The sequence below is a fragment of the Streptomyces sp. NPDC047049 genome, from assembly GCF_040643995.1.
In the GTDB taxonomy this organism is placed as follows: Bacteria; Actinomycetota; Actinomycetes; order Streptomycetales; family Streptomycetaceae; genus Streptomyces; species Streptomyces mooreae.
In genome coordinates this window covers 543,180-559,721 of sequence record NZ_JBEYVM010000002.1, presented here as the reverse complement: position 1 = coordinate 559,721, position 16,542 = coordinate 543,180, and the positions used below count along the sequence as shown (strand labels likewise).

General features: G+C 70.2%; 21 protein-coding genes. 12 read left to right on the top strand and 9 right to left on the bottom strand.

The annotated features are described in order from the left end of the window. Window positions 1–54: 54 nt before the first annotated feature. Entirely contained in the window at window positions 55–606 is a 552-nt protein-coding gene (locus ABZ851_RS06535) for an anthrone oxygenase family protein (RefSeq protein ID WP_361122964.1), read from the bottom strand. Between the two features lie 154 nt (window positions 607–760). Next, window positions 761–1,036, bottom strand: a complete 276-nt coding sequence (locus tag ABZ851_RS06530; protein WP_361122961.1) for a DUF2087 domain-containing protein — start codon at window positions 1,034–1,036, stop codon at window positions 761–763. Between ABZ851_RS06530 and ABZ851_RS06525 the strand changes: the two genes are divergently transcribed. Beyond that, the gene (locus ABZ851_RS06525) at window positions 1,035–1,616 is read left to right on the top strand and encodes a cupin domain-containing protein (RefSeq protein WP_361122958.1); all 582 of its coding nucleotides are present in this window, start codon (window positions 1,035–1,037) and stop codon (window positions 1,614–1,616) included. The two genes, ABZ851_RS06530 and ABZ851_RS06525, sit on opposite strands and share 2 nt — an antisense overlap. 43 nt (window positions 1,617–1,659) lie before the next feature. On the opposite strand, the gene ABZ851_RS06520 is transcribed toward ABZ851_RS06525, so the two are convergent. Beyond that, the gene (locus tag ABZ851_RS06520) at window positions 1,660–2,124 is read right to left on the bottom strand and encodes a VOC family protein (protein WP_361122955.1); all 465 of its coding nucleotides are present in this window, start codon (window positions 2,122–2,124) and stop codon (window positions 1,660–1,662) included. Window positions 2,125–2,549: 425 nt separating this feature from the next. On the opposite strand from ABZ851_RS06520, the gene ABZ851_RS06515 reads away from it, so the two are divergent. After that, window positions 2,550–3,230, top strand: coding sequence for a DUF899 family protein (locus ABZ851_RS06515; protein ID WP_361122952.1), 681 nt, complete (start codon window positions 2,550–2,552; stop codon window positions 3,228–3,230). A 65-nt stretch (window positions 3,231–3,295) separates the two neighbouring features. Here the strand turns inward: ABZ851_RS06515 and ABZ851_RS06510 are convergent, their stop codons facing one another. Both ABZ851_RS06510 and ABZ851_RS06505 read right to left on the bottom strand, forming a co-directional pair. Continuing rightward, on the bottom strand, window positions 3,296–3,934 hold the full coding sequence (locus ABZ851_RS06510; protein ID WP_361123766.1) for a response regulator transcription factor: 639 nt from the start codon (window positions 3,932–3,934) through the stop codon (window positions 3,296–3,298). Window positions 3,935–3,942: 8 nt separating this feature from the next. Then, a complete protein-coding gene (locus ABZ851_RS06505; RefSeq protein WP_361122949.1) occupies window positions 3,943–5,169 on the bottom strand; it encodes a sensor histidine kinase in 1,227 nt (408 codons plus the stop codon). Between the two features lie 176 nt (window positions 5,170–5,345). Between ABZ851_RS06505 and ABZ851_RS06500 the strand changes: the two genes are divergently transcribed. Continuing rightward, window positions 5,346–5,777 carry a hypothetical protein gene (locus tag ABZ851_RS06500; RefSeq protein WP_361122946.1) on the top strand — a complete coding sequence of 144 codons (432 nt, stop codon included), beginning with the start codon at window positions 5,346–5,348 and terminating at the stop codon, window positions 5,775–5,777. Window positions 5,778–5,882: 105 nt separating this feature from the next. On the opposite strand, the gene ABZ851_RS06495 is transcribed toward ABZ851_RS06500, so the two are convergent. Beyond that, on the bottom strand, window positions 5,883–7,265 hold the full coding sequence (locus ABZ851_RS06495; RefSeq protein WP_361122943.1) for a glycine--tRNA ligase: 1,383 nt from the start codon (window positions 7,263–7,265) through the stop codon (window positions 5,883–5,885). A 211-nt stretch (window positions 7,266–7,476) separates the two neighbouring features. On the opposite strand from ABZ851_RS06495, the gene ABZ851_RS06490 reads away from it, so the two are divergent. The 4 genes from ABZ851_RS06490 (at window position 7,477) to ABZ851_RS06475 (ending at window position 10,789) form a co-directional block, all read left to right on the top strand. Then, window positions 7,477–8,439, top strand: coding sequence for a metal ABC transporter substrate-binding protein (locus ABZ851_RS06490; RefSeq protein WP_361122940.1), 963 nt, complete (start codon window positions 7,477–7,479; stop codon window positions 8,437–8,439). A gap of 103 nt (window positions 8,440–8,542) precedes the next feature. Then, window positions 8,543–9,322, top strand: a complete 780-nt coding sequence (locus tag ABZ851_RS06485; protein WP_361122937.1) for a metal ABC transporter ATP-binding protein — start codon at window positions 8,543–8,545, stop codon at window positions 9,320–9,322. Further along, window positions 9,322–10,221, top strand: coding sequence for a metal ABC transporter permease (locus ABZ851_RS06480; protein WP_093492666.1), 900 nt, complete (start codon window positions 9,322–9,324; stop codon window positions 10,219–10,221). Before ABZ851_RS06485 ends, ABZ851_RS06480 begins: the two co-directional genes overlap by 1 nt. A 139-nt stretch (window positions 10,222–10,360) precedes the next feature. Beyond that, on the top strand, window positions 10,361–10,789 hold the full coding sequence (locus ABZ851_RS06475; RefSeq protein WP_088797580.1) for a transcriptional repressor: 429 nt from the start codon (window positions 10,361–10,363) through the stop codon (window positions 10,787–10,789). 80 nt (window positions 10,790–10,869) lie between these two features. Here the strand turns inward: ABZ851_RS06475 and ABZ851_RS06470 are convergent, their stop codons facing one another. The 3 genes from ABZ851_RS06470 to ABZ851_RS06460 form a co-directional block, all read right to left on the bottom strand. Further along, window positions 10,870–11,688, bottom strand: coding sequence for an isoprenyl transferase (locus tag ABZ851_RS06470; RefSeq protein WP_088797581.1), 819 nt, complete (start codon window positions 11,686–11,688; stop codon window positions 10,870–10,872). A 74-nt stretch (window positions 11,689–11,762) separates the two neighbouring features. Next, window positions 11,763–12,509: a DNA repair protein RecO gene (gene recO, locus ABZ851_RS06465; protein ID WP_361122932.1), complete on the bottom strand. Its 747-nt coding sequence runs from the start codon at window positions 12,507–12,509 to the stop codon at window positions 11,763–11,765. A gap of 37 nt (window positions 12,510–12,546) precedes the next feature. After that, window positions 12,547–12,846 (bottom strand): hypothetical protein, encoded by a 300-nt coding sequence (locus ABZ851_RS06460; RefSeq protein ID WP_361122929.1) that lies wholly within the window; start codon window positions 12,844–12,846, stop codon window positions 12,547–12,549. 118 nt (window positions 12,847–12,964) lie between these two features. Between ABZ851_RS06460 and ABZ851_RS06455 the strand changes: the two genes are divergently transcribed. The 5 genes from ABZ851_RS06455 (at window position 12,965) to ABZ851_RS06435 (ending at window position 16,535) form a co-directional block, all read left to right on the top strand. After that, window positions 12,965–13,798: a helix-turn-helix transcriptional regulator gene (locus ABZ851_RS06455; protein ID WP_361122926.1), complete on the top strand. Its 834-nt coding sequence runs from the start codon at window positions 12,965–12,967 to the stop codon at window positions 13,796–13,798. Further along, the gene (locus ABZ851_RS06450; RefSeq protein ID WP_361122923.1) at window positions 13,780–14,070 is read left to right on the top strand and encodes a DUF397 domain-containing protein; all 291 of its coding nucleotides are present in this window, start codon (window positions 13,780–13,782) and stop codon (window positions 14,068–14,070) included. The genes ABZ851_RS06455 and ABZ851_RS06450 overlap by 19 nt, the downstream gene beginning before the upstream one ends. Window positions 14,071–14,311: 241 nt before the next feature. After that, window positions 14,312–15,748 (top strand): ATP-binding protein, encoded by a 1,437-nt coding sequence (locus ABZ851_RS06445; protein ID WP_361122920.1) that lies wholly within the window; start codon window positions 14,312–14,314, stop codon window positions 15,746–15,748. Continuing rightward, window positions 15,748–16,176, top strand: coding sequence for a roadblock/LC7 domain-containing protein (locus ABZ851_RS06440; protein ID WP_361122917.1), 429 nt, complete (start codon window positions 15,748–15,750; stop codon window positions 16,174–16,176). The genes ABZ851_RS06445 and ABZ851_RS06440 overlap by 1 nt, the downstream gene beginning before the upstream one ends. Continuing rightward, entirely contained in the window at window positions 16,173–16,535 is a 363-nt protein-coding gene (locus ABZ851_RS06435; RefSeq protein ID WP_093492664.1) for a DUF742 domain-containing protein, read from the top strand. The genes ABZ851_RS06440 and ABZ851_RS06435 overlap by 4 nt, the downstream gene beginning before the upstream one ends. Window positions 16,536–16,542: the final 7 nt, after the last annotated feature.

The window sequence follows — 16,542 nt, the reverse complement described above, 5'->3', positions numbered from 1 at the left end:
TCGGCGCGGGATGATCCGAGCGGCGCGGGCGCGCACGGCCCTCGGGCAGCTGTCTCACCCCGTGCCGGCCGTGCCGTGCAGGAAGAGGGCCCAGGCGAGCGTGCCGAAGGCGGCGGTGTGGACGACGGCGCGCACGATGTTCCAGGTGACCCACCGCCCCTCGAAGCTCTCCCGCGCGGCCTTGAGCGCACCGGGCCGGCCGGCCGGGGCACCAGGAGGGCTCCCCTCCCACGCCGCGTTGTCGAGAGCGTCGCCCGGCACGTTGTCGAGCTGGTTGTTGAGCGGGACGTTGACACCGCCGGTCACGAAGAAGCCCGCCACATACAGCACCAGCGCCGCGAGGATCCAGGGCAGGGCCGCCTGCCCGGGCCCGCTCCAGGCCAGGACCGTGGCGAGAAGGAGCAGGGGGACCGGCAGCAGAAAGGGAAGCAGGAACCAGCCGTTGATGATCGCCCGGTTGATATTCCGCATGGCCTGCACGAAGGTGCGGTCGGCGGACCGGCCGAGGCCGGGCATCACGGCATAGGCGAAGGCGGCGAACAGGCCGGCCATCAGGCCCGCGCCGAGGGTCGCGACCAGGAGCGTGCCGGTCTGCAGGGCTCTCATGGCTCCTCCGTGTCCGTACGTGGAACGACCCTATCGACACCGGCCGCCGCTTCGGGGCCCGCGAGGACCTGCCAGAGGGCCTGCCGCCTGTCTGCGAAGTCCCGGGCACGCAAAGGCAGACGCCCCCGGGACACCCGGCCCGGCGGAAAAGGCGCTACCCGGCCCTCCGGTAGCTGCTGCCATCCTTGGGCCGGGCCAGCAAGCCCGCCACGACGAGGTAGCGGCGCAGCGCCGAGCAGTCTTCGTGCACCGTCAGCAGCGCCTCGTTGACCTCGCGCTCGCTGTATTCCCGGTCCCGCTCGAACAGCGTCTCCGCGAGATGTGCGAGCAACTGCTCGCGGCGGGCCGCCTTCCGCGGGATCGCCGTCAGCCGCCCCCGGGAAAAGAGGGAGGCCACCCCCTGCGAACCACTCGACTGATGGTCAGACATGCCGGAAGCCTCCCCCGCCGCCCACACCCGGGCAAGGCATTTTCCTGAGGCGACCGGACCATGCACTTTCACAGGGTCCCCTGCCCGGCACTTTCCCGGGCCCCGACTCACCAGGCAGGACGGATCGGGCCGTTGGGTGCAAGCCGGGCCAGGTCGGCGGCGAGGGCGCCAAAGCGCTCCGCGCCCAGCGCCTCCTGCCACGGCGCGACGGCAGCCCGGGCCGCCTGGTCGGCGGCGCGCGTCGCCGCCCGGCCACGCGCGGATCTCCCATGTCCGACCCGCCACCGGCAGCCGGGACCTCGCGGCCTGGACGTGCGAGGTACCGGCCGGAGCGGTGCCCCCGGCTCATGTGATCAGCCAGGAGGAGGCCTGCTACGTCCTGTCCGGCCGGCTGCGCTTCTCCATCGACGGCGAGACCGCCGAACTCGGCCCCGGAGATGCGGCGGTGGCACCCGCAGGCTCCGCACTGACGGTGGCCAATCCGGCCGACGAGCCGGCGCGGATGTGGGTCACCACCCGTGCCGGCCTGACCGCCGAGCTGGCCGACGGCAGCAGCATGGCGCCACCCTGGGCCAACTAAGGGCTGCCCCATACCTCTTCGGCCGAGCGATCAAGCAACTCGGCTAGGGCCGGACGTACGGCCGGGTCATGATCTCCATGTTGTGACCGTCCGGGTCGGCGAAGTACGCGCCGCGGCCGCCGAACAGGCGGTTGATCCGGCCGGGTTCGGTGTGGCCGGGGTCGGCGAAGTAGGTGACCCCGACCGCTTCCAGGCGGGCGATCATGTGGTCGAACTGCTCGTCAGGCACGAGAAACGCGTAGTGCTGTGACTGAACCGGCTCGTCACGCTTCTCGTAGTAGTCGAGCGTCACGCCGTTGCCGAGGTCCACGGGAAGGAACGGCCCGAAGGGAGCGCCGACCGTCAACCCCAGTATCACGGCCAGGAACTCGGCCGACAGCTGCCGGTCCCTGGCGTAGACGGCGGTGTGGTTCAGCTGCACGGAGGTCGTCGGCAGCTCGGATTCCTGCGGGTACTGCTGATCGTTTACGTCGTTCAGCTCGTGCGGTTTGTTCAGCTCGTGCGGCATGAGTGTGGGTGTCTCCGGGTCTTGGGATCCGCTGGGAAGGGCGCCGCGCAGGGGCGCCAGGCGAAAGACTCGAAGAAGGGGGCGGGGCTCTGGCCCGCCTCGCGCTCACGCCGAGGCCGGGAACCCCACTCGTGCATGGCCCATGGCCGACCCGGCAGTCACCCGGATGACCTTAGTGATCAGGATGGGCCGAAGCAATGGTCGTGGTCGGACGGCACCGCCCGGCGCCGGGCCGCGCCCACCCGCAGCGAGGCCCGGCCCGGTGGACCCCGGTTGATCCGTAGGAGTGCACCGCCCCGGTCCTTGTCGTTTCGCAGCCTGGTGAACCGGTGCGCAGACATACGTTTGGTGAGCCAGAGGCGCCAGAGGCGCCGGAGCAGAGGATGCCCACCAGAATCCAGCCAGCCGCTGAGCCAGGGGTAGCGATGCGCCAGACCAATCTCACCGGGGAGCCGGCCGCCTACGTCAGCGCCCGCGAGGAGCTGCGGCAAGCCGAGATCGAGCTGATGCGTCATCGTGAACGCGTCGCCGACCTGCGCCGGCGGCTGCCGCTGGGCCCCGCCGTCGATGACTACGTGTTCGAGGAGGGCCCTGCTGATCTGGAGGCCGGTGACGCGCCGGCACGGACCGTGCGGCTGAGTGAACTCTTCACCCGGCCCGGACGTGACCTGATCGTCTACCACCTCATGTACGGCAAGAAGCAGACCGAGCCGTGCCCCATGTGCACGATGTGGCTCGACGGATTCAACGGCGTGGGCCGCCACCTCGCGCAGAACGTCGACCTCGCGATCGTCGCCGCGGCCGGCCTGCCCGCGCTCCGCGCGCACGCCCGGGACCGGAAGTGGACGAATCTGCGTCTGCTCAGCGCCGGCTCCGGGACCTTCAAATACGACCTGGGCAGCGAGGACGCCGAGGGCAACCAGGACTCGACGGTGTCCGTGTTCACCCGCGACGACAACGGGTCGGTACGCCACGTCTACTCGGTGCACCCGCGGATGTCCGACGACATCGACCAGCGAGGCATCGACCTGCTCAGCCCGGTATGGCACCTGCTCGACCTCACCCGCAAGGGCCGGGGCAACTGGTTCGCCGCGCTCGACTACTAGATGCCCCGGCCAGATGCTCCCGCGCACCCAGCCACTGGACGTGCCGCCGCCCCAGGGGGTGTCCCCTAACCGCCCACCCCGAGGAAGTGCAGCACCGCCAGCACCCGGCGGTGATCGGCGTCCGCCCTGGGCAGGTCCAGTTTGGCGAGGATGTTGTTGATGTGCTTGGCGACCGCGCTCTCGCTCACCACGAGCTGTGCGGCGATGCCCGCGTTGGAGCGGCCCTCGGCCATCAGGGCGAGCACGTCCCGTTCGCGGGCCGTCAGCCGCTCCAGCGGATCGCTGGACCGCCGCACCAGCAACTGGGCGACGACCTGCGGGTCCAGCGCCGTCCCGCCGGCCGCCACCCTCCGCAGCGCCTCGATGAACTCCTCGACATCGGCGACCCGTTGTTTGAGCAGATAGCCGACGCCGCTGGTGTTCGCCGCGAGGAGATCGGCCGCGTAGCGCTCCTCGACGTACTGGGAGAGCAGCAACACGGCCGTTTCCGGATGGTGCTGACGTATCGACAGTGCGGCACGCACGCCCTCGTCGGTGAAGCCGGGTGGCATCCGGACGTCCACCACCGCGAGGCCGGGCCGGTGTTCCCCGACCGCCGCCAGCAGCTCCTGCGCGTCCCCCGCCTCGGCCGCCACCTCGAACCCGGCCATCTCCACCACCTTGACCAGCCCGATCCGCAGCAGCACGGAGTCCTCGGCGATCACGGCACGCCTCACATCGGGCACGGCAGCTCCACGTTCATCACGGTCGGGCCCCCCACGGGGCTGCTCATCCGGAAGGTTCCGTCCACGGACCGCACACGCTGGGCGAGCCCCTTCAGACCGCTCCCCTTGGACGGATCGGCGCCGCCCACACCGTCGTCGGCGATCACCACCCGCAGTATCCCGCCGAGCCGGGTGACCGTCACGTCCGCCCGGGTCGCCTCCCGTGCGTGCTTGGCGATATTCGTCAGCGCCTCGGAGACGACGAAGTAGGCGACCGTCTCGACGGCCGGTGCCGCGCGCTGCGGCAGGCCGGGCGGCAGATCCACCCGCAGCCGGACGGGCAGCGGGGCGCGGGCCGCGAGCCCGGACAGCGCAGCGTCCAGCCCCAGCTCGTCCAGAACGGCCGGATGCAGCCCGCGCACCAGGTTGTTGAGCTCTTCGATCGCGTCCTTCGCCGCGCGGTGCGCGGCGTCGATGACCTCCCGCGCCTCCGGTGGCAGATCCGTGAGCGTGGCCTTGGCCAGCCCCAGATTCAACGCCAGCGACACCAGCCGCTGCTGCGCGCCGTCGTGCAGATCCCGCTCGATACGCCGCCGTTCGGCATCCGCGGCGTCCACGGCACCGGCCCGGCTCTCGGTCAGGTCCTCGACCCGGCGCGCCAGCTGGTCGGACCGGCTCACGCCCAGCAGCGCCTGCCCGGCCAGGATCTCCAGCCGGACGAGTCCGGCGGCCAGTGCCGGCACCGCGGCGAGCGCCACCAGCCCCAGCACGGTGAGGTAGGAGCCCGTGGTGGTGTAGCCGGGGTGGCTTCCCCGCCACTCCGCCGACACCGCCCAGACCCACACCAGGACCGACGACGCCGCCAGCGCCGCCAAGAGCAGTGCCAGCAGCAGGAATTCCAGCACCCCGAGCAGCGGCCCGATCAGCAAGTTGTAGCCGAACTGCCGCTTGAGCTCCGTGAACCGCAGCCGCGGCAGCTCCACCCCGCACAGCGCCCGGAACCGCCAGCGCTGCGGCCCGGTCAGCCCCCAGCCCGCGACGACCAGCAGGGGAAGCGTGAACGCCAGCACCACCGGCGTCCCGGGGTCCGGGTCGAGCGCGGTGCCGAGGGCCAGCATCACCACCCAGACGTGCAGCGCCAGCGGGATGAGATGCAGGGTCATCCCGGCGGCTGTGAAGGCGAGGTCACGCCGCATACGGACGAGGGCCCGGCGCAGCCGGGGCGGGACGGTCATGATCCAACCGTATGGGGCGGGTTCGTCCGGCGGCCATGACAGCAGGGTCCGCATCGGGGGTGTAGCTGGTGCCACCCCAAGTCGGACAGCGACGTTACTGACGGTGGCCCGCGGAAACCGGAGTGTTGATCACGAGCCCGAGGGCCGGGTTCACGACTCCGAAAGCGACTCTTTCCATGACTCTGACCGCCTTCAACACCCCGTTCAGCAGCGGCAGTTGCCCGGCCGTCGGCAGCACCGGCGGACCCCTACGGCTCACCGCGGCGCGCCGCCTGCAGGGCAGGATCCTGACCGGCGCAGGGCTCGCCCTCCTCCCCTGGCTCGGCTACCTCGCCGGCACCTTGCCGCCCTCCGAGGCCGCCGCCTGGGTCGTCCTGGACGCCCTGGAGGCTGCCGCCCTCCTCACCGCCGGCACCCGGCTGCTGCGCGGCGGCCCGCACCACCGCGCCCCCGCGGCCGCCGCGGCGGTCCTGCTCCTCGCCGACGCCTGCCTCGACCTGGCCACCGCGGCCCCCGGCACGGAGCTGGCCACCGCCCTCGCCATGGCCGTCGGGGCGGAACTCCCCCTGGCGGGCCTGTGCGCCTGGCTCACGCCGCGGCGGACGTGAGAGCACAAAAGCGCCGGCCGGCCCCGGAAGAATCCGAGCCCGACCGGCGCTTGAGGTCACGCGCAGGGGCGCAGCCCCGCGAAAAGCGGCCCGCCCCGTGAGGGACTAGCAGCCGAGCAGCCGCGCGCCCAGGTAGGCCTGGATCTGGTCCAGGCTGACCCGCTCCTGCTTCATGGTGTCGCGCTCGCGCACGGTCACCGCGTTGTCGTCGAGGGTGTCGAAGTCCACCGTGACGCAGAACGGCGTACCGATCTCGTCCTGGCGGCGGTAGCGGCGGCCGATCGCGCCCGCGTCGTCGAACTCGATGTTCCAGTTCTTGCGCAGGTCCGTGGCCAGCCCCTTCGCCTTCGGCGACAGCTGCGGGTTACGGGACAGCGGCAGCACCGCGACCTTGACCGGCGCCAGACGCGGGTCGAGCTGCATGACGGTGCGCTTCTCCATCTTGCCCTTGGCGTTGGGCGCCTCGTCCTCGATGTACGCGTCGAGCATGAAGGCGAGCATCGCGCGGTTCACACCGGCCGCCGGCTCGATGACGTACGGAGTCCAGCGCTCGCCGGCCTCCTGGTCGAAGTAGGAGAGGTCCTGGCCGGACGCCTTGGCGTGCGCGGACAGGTCGTAGTCGGTGCGGTTGGCCACGCCCTCCAGCTCGGAGAACTCGGTGCCGCCGAAGTTGAAGCGGTACTCGATGTCGGCGGTGCGCTTGGAGTAGTGCGAGAGCTTCTCCGCCGGGTGGTCGTACCAGCGGATGTTCTCCTCGCGGATGCCGAGGTCGCGGTACCAGTTCCACCGCTCGGCCATCCAGTACTCCTGCCACTTCTCGTCCTCGCCCGGCTTGACGAAGAACTCCATCTCCATCTGCTCGAACTCACGGGTCCGGAAGATGAAGTTGCCGGGCGTGATCTCGTTGCGGAAGGACTTGCCCATCTGCGCGATGCCGAACGGCGGCTTCTTGCGCGACGTCTGCTGCACCTGGGCGAAGTTGGTGAAGATGCCCTGCGCGGTCTCGGGGCGCAGGTAGGCGACCGAGGCGGTGTCCTGCGAGGGGCCGAGGTGGGTGGAGAGCAGGCCGGAGAACTGCTTGGGCTCGGTGAAGCTGCCCTTGTTGCCGCAGTGCGGGCAGTTCACGTCGGCGAGGCCGTTCGCCGGAAGCCTGCCGTGCTTGGCCTCGTACGCCTCTTCCAGGTGGTCGGCGCGGAAGCGCTTGTGGCAGGAGGTGCACTCGGTGAGCGGGTCGGTGAAGGTGGCGACGTGGCCGGACGCCTGCCACACCTCGGGGGCCAGGATCACCGACGAGTCGATACCGACCACGTCTTCGCGGGAGGTGACCATGGCGCGCCACCACTGGCGCTTGATGTTCTCCTTGAGCTCGACGCCCAGCGGACCGTAGTCCCAGGCAGCGCGGGAGCCGCCGTAGATCTCACTGCAGGGGTAGACGAAGCCACGGCGCTTGCTCAGGCTGACGATGGTATCGATCTTGTCGGCGGCCACGGTGCTCTCTTCATTACGACGACGAACGATGGATGGGCGGCGCCCGAACGCCTCGATGGGGGGTGGTGGTGGGGAGACGGGTGGGCGAATAGTTCAGGGTACCGGCGGCCGTACCCTCTGGATCAAATCGGTTCCCGCCCCGTTGTCGCCCCGCTCACACCCGCCCAGACGTTGTTGACAATCGTTTCCAACATTGTTGAAAATGAGTGTCATGAACATACGCCGTCACATATCCACCGCGGCCCTCGCCGGAGTCTCGGTGCTCGGCCTGCTGGCCGTCTCCGCCTGCTCCCCCGCCGGCGGGGCCCGCACCGCGGACGGCAGGCTGCGGGTGACAGCGTCCTTCTACCCCATGGAATTCCTCGCCCGGCAGATCGGCGGGAAGCACGTCGAGGTGACCGACCTCACCAAGCCGGGCGTCGAGCCGCACGACCTGGAGCTCACCCCGAAGCAGACGGGTCAGCTCGGCGACTCCGGCGCGATCGTCTACCTCAAGGGCCTGCAGCCCGCCGTGGACGACGCCGTCGCGCAGTCCGGCAACCAGCACGTCGCCGACGCCGCCGCGCTCACCTCCCTCGAAAAGCACGGCACCGAGGTCGACGGCCACCACCACACCACCGGCGACAACCACTCGCACTCCGGGTCCGAGGGCGGCGACGACCCGCACATCTGGCTCGACCCCGTGAAGTACGCCGAGGTCGCCGAGGGCGTGAACAAGACCCTCGCCAAGGCCGACCCGCACCACCGGGCCGACTACCAGAAGAACACCGACGCGCTGGTGAAGAAGCTGGAGGGGCTGGACAAGGAGTTCCGGGACGGGCTGAAGAAGCGGTCCTCGGACACCTTCCTCACCACCCACGCGGCCTTCGGCTACCTCGCCGAGCGCTACGGCCTGACCGAGGAGGCCATCAGCGGCCTCGACCCCGAGTCCGAGCCCAGCGCCCACCGCATCAAGGACCTGCACACCCTCGCCGCCGCGCACCACGTCTCGACCGTCTTCTTCGAGACCATCGCCAACCCGGCCACCGCCAAGGCCCTGGCCGGCGACCTGCACCTGAAGACCGATGTCCTCGACCCGCTGGAGGGGATCAACGACAAGTCCCGCGGCAGGGACTACTTCGGGGTGCAGCGCGCCAACCTCGCCGCGCTCCAGAAGGCGCTCGGCAGCAAGTGACGGACACCGGACGAGCCACGGACACCGGACGAACGGCGGAGACCGGACAAGTGACGGACGCCCGCAAGTGACGGAGACCGCACCACACGTGACGGAGGTCACCATGAACCAGTCGCCCGGCCAGCCGGTCATCGACCTGCGCGGGGCCACCGCCTCCCTGGGCGCCCGGCCCGTACTGCGCGGCGTCGACCTGGCGGTGCGCACCGGCGAGGTCGTCGCGCTGCTCGGCGCCAACGGCTCCGGCAAGTCCACCGCCGTCCGCTCGGTGATCGGCCAGGTCCCGCTCACCGGCGGCGAGCTGGCCCTCTTCGGCACGCCGTTCCGGCGCTTCCGGGACTGGGCCCGGATCGGGTACGTACCGCAGCGCACCACCGCGGCCGGCGGCGTCCCCGCCACCGTCGGCGAGGTCGTCACGGCAGGCCGGCTCGCCCGTACGAAGCTGGGGATCCTGCGCAAGGCCGACCGCGCCGCGGTGCACCGCGCCCTGGAGCTGGTCGGCATGGCGGACCGCGCCAAGGACTCCGTCAACGCGCTCTCCGGCGGACAGCACCAGCGGGTGCTGATCGCCCGCGCGCTGGCCGGCGAACCGGACCTGCTGATCATGGACGAGCCGATGGCCGGCGTCGACCTGGCCAGCCAGGAAGTGCTCGCCTCCGCACTGCGCGAACAGGTCGGCCGCGGCACCACCGTCCTGCTCGTGCTGCACGAGCTGGGCCCGCTGGAGCCGCTGATCGACCGCGCGGTGGTGCTGCGCGACGGCTGCGTGGTCCACGACGGCCCGCCGCCCGAGGCCGTGGGCCAGCATGCGCTGCCCGGCCATGACCATGTCCACCCGCACGCCGACGCGGCGGCGGAACCGATCCGGACGGGGCTGCTGAGCTGATGGAAATCCTCGACTACGCCTTTATGCAGCGGGCCCTGATCGCCGCCCTGATCGTCGGCGTCACCGCCCCCGCCATCGGCATCTACCTCGTCCAGCGCCGCCAGGCCCTGATGGGCGACGGCATCGGCCATGTCGCGCTCACCGGCGTCGGCCTCGGCTTCCTGCTCAACACCAGCCCGGTGTGGGTGGCCACCGCCGTCGCCATCGCCGGCTCCGTCGTCATGGAGCTGATCCGCTGGTACGGCAAGACCCGCGGTGACCTCGCGCTGGCCATGCTGTTCTACGGCGGTATGGCGGGCGGCGTGATGCTGATGAACCTCTCCGACGCCGGCTCCAACGCCAACCTCGGCACCTACCTCTTCGGCTCGATCACCACCGTCTCGCCCCAGGACATGACGACGATCTACATCCTGGCCGCCCTGGTGCTGGCGATCACGATCGGCCTGCGCCGCCAGCTGTTCGCCGTCTGCCAGGACGAGGAGTTCGCCCGGGTGACGGGTCTGCCGGTGCGGCTGCTCAATCTGCTGGTCGCCGTCACCGCCGCGGTCACCGTCACCGTCGCCATGCGGGTCGTCGGGCTGCTGCTGGTCAGCGCCCTGATGGTGATCCCGGTCGCGGCCGCCCAGCAGATCAGCCGCAGCTTCGCGCTCACCTTCGCGGTGGCCGTCGCGATCGGTGTCGCGGTCACTCTTACGGGCACCGCCACCTCGTACTACGTGGACGTGCCCTCCGGCGCCACGATCGTGCTGTTCGCCATCGGACTGTTCGTGCTCTTCACGGCGCTCGCCGCGCCGCTCGCGAAAAAGCGCGCCAGGGCTGCCGCGGAGGGCTCCGAGGGGTGCACCCTGGAGGTACCCGGCGGCCGCGCCGCCCCGGACGATGTGAGCGTGGCCGGATGAGCGCGGGCAGGCAGGTGCCGGCGGGTAGCGTGAGCACAGCGGCGTACGCGTAAGCGTTCCCCCGGTGGCACCGTCATCACCTGGCACAATGGCGGGACGCACGTGCAGGGGGAAGTCCTGACGTCCTAGGGAGGCAACGGTGGCGACGAGCGCGGGATCTCCGGTACGCGGCCGGTCGACGCGGCAGCGGACCGCGGTGTCGGCCGCACTCGACGAGGTCGACGAGTTCCGCAGTGCGCAGGAGCTGCACGACATGCTCAAGCACAAGGGCGACTCGGTCGGGCTGACCACCGTCTACCGGACGCTGCAGTCCCTCGCCGATGCCGGTGAGGTCGACGTACTGCGCACCAGCGAGGGCGAGGCCGTCTACCGCCGGTGCAGCACCGACGATCACCACCACCATCTGGTGTGCCGGGCCTGCGGCAAGGCCGTCGAGGTCGAGGGCCCCGCGGTGGAGAAGTGGGCCGACCAGATCGCCGCGGAGCACGGCTTCCGGGACGTCGCGCACACCATCGAGATCTTCGGGACCTGCGGGGAGTGCGCCGAACGGGCCGCCGAGAAGCAGTAGCGGCAGACAGCACGCACACGACAGCGCGAAGGGCCGCCTCCGACGACCGGAGGCGGCCCTTCGCCGTCTGTCCGCCGTCCCTACGTCGCGGTTTCGCCCTCCGCCAGCTGCGCGCCGCCGAACCTGCGGTCCCGCTTCGCGTACTCCAGGCACGCCTGCCACAGGTTCCGGCGGTCGAAATCCGGCCACAGAATGTCCTGGAAAACCATCTCGGCATACGCGCTCTGCCAGATCAGGTAATTCGAGGTCCGCTGCTCACCGGACGGCCGCACGAAGAGATCCACATCCGGCATGTCCGGGTAGTACATGTACTTCGCGACGGTCTTCTCGTTCACCTTCGACGGGTCCAGCTTTCCGGCCCGCACATCCGCCGCGATGGCCGCCGCCGCATCGGCGATCTCGGCCCGCCCGCCATAATTCACGCAGAAATACAGCGTCATGGCGTCATTGTTCTTGGTCTGCTCCTGAGCGATCTGGAGCTCCTGCACGACCGACTTCCACAGCTTCGGCATCCGCCCGACCCACCGGATGCGAATACCCAGCGCGTCCATTTCGTCGCGGCGCCGCCGGATCACATCGCGGTTGAAGTTCATCAGGAACTTCACCTCGTCGGGCGACCGCTTCCAGTTCTCCGTCGAGAAGGCGTACAGCGAAAGGTTCTTCACGCCCATTTCGATGCAGCCCTTGAGGACGTCCAGGACGACGCCCTCGCCGACCTTGTGCCCCTCGGTGCGCGGCAGTCCGCGCTCCTTGGCCCACCGGCCGTTGCCGTCCATGACGACCGCCACATGGTTCGGGACGAGCTCACCGGGGATCTTCGGCGGCCGCGCACCGGAAGGGTGCGGCTCGGGCGTCACGTACTCACGTCGATTACGGCCCAGAATCCCGCGTCGTGCCATGCGGCCCACGTCTCCTATGTGTCTTGAGGGCGTTTTTGCCTTGAGGGGCGTATGTGTCTTGAGGGTGGTGTTCGCTATTTCTCTACGTACCGGAGGGAACGCAGGCCCCGCTCCAGATGCCAGTGCAGATACGCCGTGACGAGCCCGCTGCCCTCCCGGGCATGACGGGCCTCGCAGGCGTCCGCGGTCTCCCAGTCGCCGGTCAGCAGCGCGCTGAGGAGCCCGATGGCCTCAGAGGAGGGTACGACGCTCCCCGGCACCCGGCAGTCACCGCAGGTCACCCCGCCCGCCCCCACGGAGAAGAACCGGTTGGGACCGGGCATCCCGCACCGTGCGCAGCTGTCGAAACTCGGCGCATAGCCGTTGACGGCGAGCGAGCGCAGCAGGAAGGCGTCCAGCACCAGATGCGGCTCGTGCTCGCCGCGGGCCAGCGTCCGCAGCCCGCCGACCAGCAGCAGATACTGCTGTACGGCGGGTTCGCCCTCGTGGTCGGTGAACCGCTCGGCGGTCTCCAGCATGGCCGTGCCGGCCGTGTAGCGGGCGTAGTCCGTGACGATCCCGCCGCCGTACGCCGCGATCGTCTCGCTCTGCGTGCACAGCGGCAGCCCGCGCCCGATCAGCTCGCTGCCGCGCGCATAGAACTGCACATCGACGTGCGAGAACGGCTCCAGCCGCGCCCCGAACTTCGACTTCGTCCGCCGCACCCCACGCGCCACCGCACGGACCCGGCCGTGACTCCGGGTGAGCAGCGTGATGATCCGGTCCGCCTCACCCAGCTTCTGGGTGCGCAGCACGATGCCGTCGTCGCGGAACAGACTCATGGCGCCATTCTCGCGCATGGGCGGGGGCGGGCGTCCCTCAGGCCCGCTCGCCCCTGCTGCGGGCATTGACGTACGCGGTCGCGATCCTCAGCCGCTCGGCGACGGTGTCCTGCGGGTGCGGCGCGGGCTCGTCCGGGCCCGGCGGAGCCCCGTCGAGCGCACGGGCCAGCCGCCGGGCGACGTCCATCGTGCAGCGCCCCAGCTCCACGAGTGGCGGCAGATACCGATGCTCGTACGAGACGGGGTCGGGGCGCAGGGAAGGCAGCACGACGCCGACGCGGGCGAGGGCTTCCCGCAGATCCGTCGTCACGGTTTCCACTTCCTTGGGCTGGTTCATGATCGTCCGCACTTTCCGTGAGGGGTTTCACTGTTCGCATTCAGAGCGTGACGGTGCGGAACTAGGCTGGGCAATGGCGCAGGCACTGCAACTGCCGGGCAGAGAAAGGACGTAGGCCATGGCCAATACTTCGCGACAGGCCGCCTGGGAATTCTGGGGCACGGAGCTCAAGCGCCGGAGAGAGGACGCGGGCTTAACCCAAGAGGCGCTGGGCCGGATGGTCTTCGTGTCCGGCGGCTACATCGGCCAGTTCGAGCAGGCGATCAGGAAGCCGCAGTTGGATGTGGCGATCCGGATCGACGGAGTCCTGCAAACCGATGGCTTTTTCGAGCGGACCTGGCGGAAGCTGATCGATGACAAGCGGTATCCGGATTATTTTGCAGTAGCGGCGGAGCTGGAACCGCTGGCAGCGAAAATCTGCGAGTTCGAGCCCATGATCGTGCCAGGGCTGCTCCAGACACCGTCGTACGCACGGTCGCTGCTGCTCGCGGGCAACCCGCTCGCGACGGACGAGTACATCGACGAGAAGGTACGCGGCCGCGTGGACCGGACGGTCATCCTCAAGGACGCTTCACGACCCCTCTACTGGGCTGTGCTGCACGAGGCGGCGCTGCGGGTACCGGTAGGCAGTCCGGGCGTCATGGCTGACCAGTTGGAGCACATTGTGCGGCTCTCACGCGAGCGCAAAATCCTGCTGCAGACCCTCCCGTTCGCGGCGGGGGCGCATCCAGTGATCGGCAAATCAATTCGGCTCATGGAGTTCGAGGATGCCCCGCCAACCGCCTATACAGAAGGCGTGTATTCGGGGAACTTGCTGGACGATCCGGCCGTGGTGAAGCGCGTACAGCAGGACTACGATCTGCTCAGGGCCGCCGCACTGTCGCCGGAGGCGTCCCGGGCCCTGATCGAATCGGCGGTGGAGGACTACAGACGATGCGTGAGTACGACCTGAGCGCCGCCCGCTGGCGTAAGAGCAGCTACAGCGACACCAACGGCGGCAACTGCGTCGAGGTCGCCCACGACTTCCCCGGCGCCGCCTCCTGGCGCAAGAGCAGCTACAGCGACGGGGACGGCGGCAACTGCGTCGAGGTCGCCGACGACATCCCCGGCATCGTCCCCGTCCGCGACAGCAAGGCCCCTGACGGCCGCGCGATCGTCTTCCCCGCGACCGCCTGGACCGCGTTCGTCGACGCCGTCAAAAACCCGCATTTCACCGGCGCCTGACCGTCTTTCACCTACCGTTCACACCAGGCACACAAAGGCCCCGCCATCCCACTGGATGACGGGGCCACATCACGTTATGGTCCGGGGCATCGCGGGCGGAAGGCGACCTTCCGCACTTCTCCGTCCCTCGAGGGAAGTGGCCCTCACGGCACGTCACCTGCCCGGTAGCATCCCGTGATGATCGGCAGCACAACGCCGTGAAGGCCGGCCGACCCCGTCAGTACCCCAATTGAGGATCTCGATGACATCCATACCGGAGGCGCTGTTGTGGTGCCTCAGCGCAGGTACGGCCGCCGCCGTGGTCCTGGCGGCGCTCTCGATCCGCGCGCGCGGGCAGCGCGCCGGTCTGAGATCGCGTCTGTCCGCCGCTGAGGAACAGAACAGCGCCACGCTCCACAGCAATACGGAGCTGACGGCCCGGCTGCGCGCCACCGAGGCCGAGATCCGGCACCTGGCCGGTACCCGGCTCCCCGACCTGACGCTGGCGCTGGCCCACCCGCATGTGCCCGTACCGGGGCTGCTGGACGCGCGGTTCGCCGGGACGGAGACGGACCAGGCGCTGAACGCCGTACTGGAGCAGGTCAGCGACGCGATCACCAAGGAGCGGGCGCGCGTCGACGCCGCCGCCCAGTCCACCCTGCGCGGCGCCACCACCACCATCCAGGCGCTGCTCTACCAGCTCCAGTCGGCGCTGCAGGAGATGCAGCACCGCTACGACGACCCGAACGTCGCCCAGGACCTGCTGAACGCCGACTTCCTCAACGAGCAGGCGCTGCGGCGCGTCCAGGCCACCGGCGTCGTCTGCGGCGCGTGGCCGGGCCTGACCCGTGAGGACTCCTACCTCGCGGAGCTGGTCGTCGGCGCCACCTCCCGGCTGCGCGGCTACGAGCGGGTGCAGGTCAGCAACCAGCTGCGCGACCCGGTCGCCGTGGTGGCGCGGGCCGTGGAGCCGGTCGCGATCGTGGTGACCGAGCTGCTGGCCAACGCGCTGCACCACTCGCACCGTGAACTTCCCGTCACCATCACGCTGCAGCAGGGCAACCGCGGCGCCTCGGTCATCGTCGACGACTACGGCGTCGGCATGCACGACGACGAGATCAAGGCCGCGATGGAGCTGCTGTCGGGCGACGACGACCTGCTGCTCACCCAGCTCGGCGACCCGCCGCGGTCCGGGTTCGCGGCGGCCGGCCAGCTGGTGCGCCAGTACGGCTTCGGGGTCCACGTCGAGCCGTCGCCGTACGGCGGTGTGCGGGCGGTCGTGTACCTCCCGGGTGACCCCCTCCTCACCGTCCTCGACGAGAGCGCCCAGCCGATGTCCGTGATGGCTCCCCTGCCGCACCGTTCCGGGGTGCCGGACCGGACCGGCTCCGCGCTGCCGACCGGGGCCGCGACGCCGTCCCCGGCAGCTGCCGCCCCCGCCGCGCCGTCCGGGCCCGCCACGCCCTCCGCGGCCTCGTACGAGGCGCCCGTCCCGCAGGCCGAGGGCGAGCTGCCGCGCCGGCGCCGCCGTAAGCCCGTGTCCGAACTCGACGAGAGTGCCCCGCGCACCGAGTCGGCTCCCCCGCGCTCCCCGGAAGAGACCGGAACCCGTTGGGCCGCGCTCCAGCGCGGTACCGAAACCGGCCGGGCAGCCGCCCAGTCAGAACCCCCTCGCAGTCCCGAAGGGAACGCTCAGTAATGAACAGCCCCAACCGCCGCCGTGTCGCCGAGGACAAGTCCTGGGTCCTGGCGCCCCTCATGGAGTTGCCGCATGTTATTCACGCAGCCGTGATCTCCGGTGACGGTTTCATCGAGGGCGCCTCGCCGGGCCTGCAGCGTGACTCCGGCGAGGGTGTCGCCGCGATGATGTCCGCGCTCCAGGGCGCGGGCCGTGCCGTGACCGCGGCGTTCGCCGGGAAGGACGACACCCGGCTGCGGCAGACGGTCATCGAGTCCGACGAGGGCTTCGTCTTCGCGATACCCGCCGGCGAGAACACCTGCCTCGCCGTCTTCGCCGGTCCGGAGGTGAACATGGGCGTCGTCGCCCACCACATGCAGATCCAGGTCACGACCCTGGGCAACAAGGTCATGAACAGCCCGGCACGGGATACGGGTAACGCCGTATGACCCCGCGCCAGAGCAGCGGCAGGCGCCTCGTACCGGCCTATCTGGCCACCGGCGGACGCGCCCGCCCCAGCCGCAACACCCTGGACCGGCTCACCCTGCTGCACAGCGTCGGGATGCCGATCACCAGCGAGGTACGCCCGGAGGAGCACCGCATCCTGGAGCTGTTGCAGCCCGGGGCGCTGTCTCTGGCCGAGGTCGCCGCCCACCTTCACCTGCCGGTGAGCGTGGTGAAGGTGCTGGTGGCCGACCTCGTCGATGCCGGGCGGCTGAAGGCCCGTGCCCCCATTCCCGAAGCCGAGCAATTCGACCGACAGATCCTGGAGAGGGTTCTCGATGGACTCCGCTCTCTCAAGTCCTAGCGCCCAC

Excerpts from the sequence above, each read along its gene's own strand:
- ABZ851_RS06535 (WP_361122964.1), bottom strand. The coding sequence starts at position 606 with ATGAGAGCCCTGCAGACCGGCACGCTCCTGGTCGCGACCCTCGGCGCG.
- ABZ851_RS06525 (WP_361122958.1), top strand. The coding sequence starts at position 1,035 with ATGCCGGAAGCCTCCCCCGCCGCCCACACCCGGGCAAGGCATTTTCCT.
- ABZ851_RS06530 (WP_361122961.1), bottom strand. The coding sequence starts at position 1,036 with ATGTCTGACCATCAGTCGAGTGGTTCGCAGGGGGTGGCCTCCCTCTTT.
- ABZ851_RS06520 (WP_361122955.1), bottom strand. The coding sequence starts at position 2,124 with ATGCCGCACGAGCTGAACAAACCGCACGAGCTGAACGACGTAAACGAT.
- ABZ851_RS06515 (WP_361122952.1), top strand. The coding sequence starts at position 2,550 with ATGCGCCAGACCAATCTCACCGGGGAGCCGGCCGCCTACGTCAGCGCC.
- ABZ851_RS06505 (WP_361122949.1), bottom strand. The coding sequence starts at position 5,169 with ATGACCGTCCCGCCCCGGCTGCGCCGGGCCCTCGTCCGTATGCGGCGT.
- ABZ851_RS06500 (WP_361122946.1), top strand. The coding sequence starts at position 5,346 with ATGACTCTGACCGCCTTCAACACCCCGTTCAGCAGCGGCAGTTGCCCG.
- ABZ851_RS06490 (WP_361122940.1), top strand. The coding sequence starts at position 7,477 with ATGAACATACGCCGTCACATATCCACCGCGGCCCTCGCCGGAGTCTCG.
- ABZ851_RS06485 (WP_361122937.1), top strand. The coding sequence starts at position 8,543 with ATGAACCAGTCGCCCGGCCAGCCGGTCATCGACCTGCGCGGGGCCACC.
- ABZ851_RS06480 (WP_093492666.1), top strand. The coding sequence starts at position 9,322 with ATGGAAATCCTCGACTACGCCTTTATGCAGCGGGCCCTGATCGCCGCC.
- ABZ851_RS06470 (WP_088797581.1), bottom strand. The coding sequence starts at position 11,688 with ATGGCACGACGCGGGATTCTGGGCCGTAATCGACGTGAGTACGTGACG.
- recO (WP_361122932.1), bottom strand. The coding sequence starts at position 12,509 with ATGAGTCTGTTCCGCGACGACGGCATCGTGCTGCGCACCCAGAAGCTG.
- ABZ851_RS06460 (WP_361122929.1), bottom strand. The coding sequence starts at position 12,846 with ATGAACCAGCCCAAGGAAGTGGAAACCGTGACGACGGATCTGCGGGAA.
- ABZ851_RS06455 (WP_361122926.1), top strand. The coding sequence starts at position 12,965 with ATGGCCAATACTTCGCGACAGGCCGCCTGGGAATTCTGGGGCACGGAG.
- ABZ851_RS06450 (WP_361122923.1), top strand. The coding sequence starts at position 13,780 with ATGCGTGAGTACGACCTGAGCGCCGCCCGCTGGCGTAAGAGCAGCTAC.
- ABZ851_RS06445 (WP_361122920.1), top strand. The coding sequence starts at position 14,312 with ATGACATCCATACCGGAGGCGCTGTTGTGGTGCCTCAGCGCAGGTACG.
- ABZ851_RS06440 (WP_361122917.1), top strand. The coding sequence starts at position 15,748 with ATGAACAGCCCCAACCGCCGCCGTGTCGCCGAGGACAAGTCCTGGGTC.
- ABZ851_RS06435 (WP_093492664.1), top strand. The coding sequence starts at position 16,173 with ATGACCCCGCGCCAGAGCAGCGGCAGGCGCCTCGTACCGGCCTATCTG.